This window comes from Micromonospora sp. WMMD736 (genome assembly GCF_049179015.1).
In the GTDB taxonomy this organism is placed as follows: Bacteria; Actinomycetota; Actinomycetes; order Mycobacteriales; family Micromonosporaceae; genus Micromonospora.
On record NZ_JBMHMI010000177.1, the window covers coordinates 1 to 3,609 of the forward strand.

The following is a 3,609-nucleotide window of genomic DNA, read 5'->3' on the forward strand; positions in this document are numbered from 1 at the left end:
TACAGGATCTCACGGCGGTCAAAGAACTGGTCGCGGCGGCCGCGCGCCAGCACGCCGGCGACGACGACTATCTGCGGGAGTTGGCGGCGTGGAGTGGCCGGCACGCATCGGTGGCCGGGGTTCCGGCCGGCAACACCCCGGCACCGGATCCGTCGGCGCCGATTCCGGGCCGGGTTTTCGCCGGCTCGGGCCTGCCGCAGCCCTCGGACGTCGCAGCAGCCGATGACGGCAGCGTGGTGTTGGCGCTGGGCACCGCCGAGGACGATGAGCTGGCCCGGCTCCGCGCCGGTGAGGCCACCAGCCTGGTGCTGCTCACCGCGACGGCGCAGGGGCTGGCGAGCTGTCCGATCACCGAACCGTTGGAGGTCGCCGAGACACGGGAAGCGGTGCGCGCCGACGTGTTCGGCGGCGTCGAGTACCCGCAGATGCTGCTGCGGGTCGGCTGGGCCCCGGTCAACGCCGACCCGCTGCCGGCCACGCCGCGGTGGCCGCTCACCGACGTGGTGACCGGGTTGGACGACGTGCCCTCCTATTGAGGTGTCGTCACGTAGAGGCGGAGTCCGGATCGGGTGCGGCGCCGAAGATGAACTTGCGACCGGTGACGCTGACCGGCTTGACCCGGATGAAAGACTCCTTCTCCCCCGCCGTCCACGGCGCGACGTGGGCCTGCTCGGCCTCCTCGACGTCTTCCGGGCTGTGCAGAATGCGCGCCGACCCCTTGACGATCACACTCCAGCCTTCGGTGGCGGTGTGGTCATCGGCCTCGAACAACACATCGCGGTTTGTCGCCGCGGTGATCAGCTTGGTGCCGTCGGCGGTGCGGAACAACACCGTGCGGTTCTGCACCACAAAGTTGACGGGAAAGATCTCGGGATGGCCGTCGGCGCTGGTCACCAGTCGTCCCAAGGACACGCTGGACAAAAGATCCCAGCACTCGGACTCCGGGAGGATGGAGACTGGCTTGAAGGGTGAGGTCATGGTGGTGAGGCTACCGATCGGCGGCGTTCGCCGATACGGCCGATAGTCCTGCATGCCATCCGCGCGGTGAATAGGCTCGGTCGTCGTGGCCGACGCAAACCCGGAAGGCGATGCGGCACCCTCGCGCCGATCGCGCACCGAAGTGATGGGTGACATCGGCCCCAACTGGTTTGCGTCGGTGATGGGTACCGGCATCATCACCGTCGCCGGCGCGACGTTGCCGGTGCACATCCCTGGTCTGCGCGGGTTCATCGAAGTGGTGTGGGTGATCGCCGCCGTCCTGTTGGTGGTGCTCGTCGTCGTGGTGGGCGGCCATTGGCTCAGGCATCCGAAGGTGGCCCGCAGCCATGCTCGCAACCCGCAGATGGCGCACTTCTACGGTGCAGCGCCGATGGCGTTGATGACAGTCGGCGGCGGGGCAATTCTGGTCGGTAAGGACCTGATCGGGGAACGGGTCGCCGTCGATCTGGCTTGGGTGTTGTGGAGCATGGGCACGATCGGCGGCCTGTACACCGCGGTCAGTATTCCGTTCCTGATGTTCACCCAGTACAACGTGACAGCCGACGCGGCGTTCGGCGGTTGGCTGATGCCGGTGGTGCCGCCCATGGTTTCGGCCGCGACGGGCGCGCTGCTGCTGCCGCACACCCCACCGGGCACCGCCCGCGAGACGTTGCTGTTCGGGTGTTATGCGATGTTCGGGCTGTCGCTGGTGGCGTCGCTGCTCATCATCGCGATGATCTGGAGTCGTCTGACGCTCTATGGCACCTCGGGCACGTCGCGGGTGCCGACGCTGTGGATCGTGTTGGGACCGCTGGGTCAATCCATCACCGCGGCAGGGCTTCTCGGCACCAACGCGGAGCTCTCTGTCGACCCCGCTCTGGCTGAGCACATGATGGCATTCGCGCTGCTCTTCGGGATTCCGGTGTGGGGATTCGCAGTGTTGTGGATCGCGATTGCGGCATCGCTCACGATCCGGACCCTGCGCCGCGGTATGCCATTCGCGCTGACCTGGTGGAGCCTGACGTTTCCGGTCGGCACCTTCGTCACCGGCACCACCCAGCTGGCATTGCACACCGATCTGCCGTTGTTCGAGGTCGCCGCTGTGATCGCCTTCGCCGGGCTGTTGTTCACCTGGCTGCTGGTGGCGATTCGAACGGCCGGCGGCAGCATCCGCGGCGATCTGTTCCAGCCTCCCCCCAACACCGGCCCGATCCGGGCCAGCAAGGATCCGGTGCAGTGAGGGCGCAGCCCTGAGGGTATTTCGACCCTCGGATCGGTGTCCTTCTGACCTGCCGCGCACGTGCAGCGCTGCGGCAGTGTTTCGGCATGAGCAGCAGATTTCCGGATCCCGAAACCCTGCGGGCGGCACTGTCGCTCGCCATCCGCGCCCCGTCGGTGCACAACTCACAGCCCTGGCGCTGGAAGGTCGGCCCGCACAGCCTGCACCTGTGGACCGACCCGGACCGGCACCTACCGAACACCGACCCTGACCGCCGAGATCTGCTGCTCAGCTGTGGCGCCGCACTCAACCACTGCGCCATCGCCCTGGCCGCGCTGGGCTGGCAGCCCAAAATCCACCGGTGCCCCAATCCCGACGAGCCACTGCATCTGGCCTCGATCGAGGTCATCCCGCACCAGCCCACCGACCTCGACGTCGGGTTGGCCGCCGCGATCCCCCGCCGGCGCACCGACCGCCGGCTGTTCAGCGACTGGTCGGTTCCGTACGCCGACATCGCGCTGATGAGCGCCCGAGCGGCCCGCGCCGGCGTCAAGTTGATCTGCGTGGAGGATCTGACTGCCCTCAAAGAGCTGGTGGTACAGGCGGCACACCGACATGGGCGCGACGACGACTACCTGCGCGAGCTGGCTTCGTGGAGCGGCAGGCACGCATCGGTCGCGGGCGTGCCGGCCCGCAACACACCGGTTCCGGACACCGACGCCAAGATCCCAAGTCGATTCTTCGCCGGCACCGCGCTGGCCCAGCCGACTCGGCGGAGCGGCGTCGAACAAGCCGTCGTGCTGGCGCTGGGCACCACCGACGATGATGATCTGGCGCGGCTGCGCGCCGGCGAGGCGACCAGCCTGGTGCTGCTGACCGCGACGGCCCAGGGCCTTGCCAGCTGCCCGATCACCGAACCGCTGGAGTTCTCTGAGATCCGGGAAACGGTGCGCGCCGACGTGTTCGGCGGCGGGGAACACCCGCAAATGCTGCTGCGGATCGGCTGGGCACCGATGAACGCCGACCCACTGCCGGCGACCCCCCGCTGGCCGTTGGCCGACGTGGTGACGCGGCTCAACGGTCAGCGCTGGTAGTCACTATCAGAACCGACGGTGCGTCAGCCACCGCTACCGGCTCAGGAACCAGTTCGAAGAACCGCTCCACGTCACCGCGCGCAGACTGCCGCACCGGGTGTCAGCATCATGGCCGCTCCCGCAGCGATACCGAACCGCACACACGGGTCAGTGGCCAGCATCTGCTCAACCCCACGGCGATCGGCGTGATCTGCCCGCCGCAGGTGGCGCTGGTCGGCTTCGGCAAACCGGCACAACGGGTGTGCGCCGTCGACGGCGGCATCCGCATCGCCACCACCGTGCAAGCCACCCTGGCCGCCAGCCACCGGGACAGCGAGG

The 3,609-nt window shown here is 68.2% G+C and carries 4 protein-coding genes; 3 read left to right on the top strand and 1 reads right to left on the bottom strand.

Annotation, left to right across the window (positions count from 1 at the left end; translation table 11 throughout):
- Positions 1 to 536 (top strand): nitroreductase family protein (locus ACN269_RS35305; protein ID WP_421477774.1); only part of this gene is annotated, 536 nt, incomplete at its 5' end.
- Between the two features lie 7 nt (positions 537 to 543).
- Here ACN269_RS35305 and ACN269_RS35310 read toward each other — a convergent pair.
- The gene (locus tag ACN269_RS35310; protein WP_421477776.1) at positions 544 to 978 is read right to left on the bottom strand and encodes a pyridoxamine 5'-phosphate oxidase family protein; all 435 of its coding nucleotides are present in this window, start codon (positions 976 to 978) and stop codon (positions 544 to 546) included.
- An 85-nt stretch (positions 979 to 1,063) separates the two neighbouring features.
- On the opposite strand from ACN269_RS35310, the gene ACN269_RS35315 reads away from it, so the two are divergent.
- Positions 1,064 to 2,218 carry a TDT family transporter gene (locus ACN269_RS35315; RefSeq protein ID WP_421477778.1) on the top strand — a complete coding sequence of 385 codons (1,155 nt, stop codon included), beginning with the start codon at positions 1,064 to 1,066 and terminating at the stop codon, positions 2,216 to 2,218.
- An 86-nt stretch (positions 2,219 to 2,304) separates the two neighbouring features.
- On the top strand, positions 2,305 to 3,291 hold the full coding sequence (locus ACN269_RS35320) for an Acg family FMN-binding oxidoreductase (RefSeq protein ID WP_421477780.1): 987 nt from the start codon (positions 2,305 to 2,307) through the stop codon (positions 3,289 to 3,291).
- Positions 3,292 to 3,609: the final 318 nt, after the last annotated feature.

What these genes read in the sequence shown, in the direction of transcription:
- ACN269_RS35310 (WP_421477776.1), bottom strand. Translation starts at nt 978, where the DNA reads ATGACCTCACCCTTCAAGCCAGTCTCCATCCTCCCGGAGTCCGAGTGC.
- ACN269_RS35320 (WP_421477780.1), top strand. Translation starts at nt 2,305, where the DNA reads ATGAGCAGCAGATTTCCGGATCCCGAAACCCTGCGGGCGGCACTGTCG.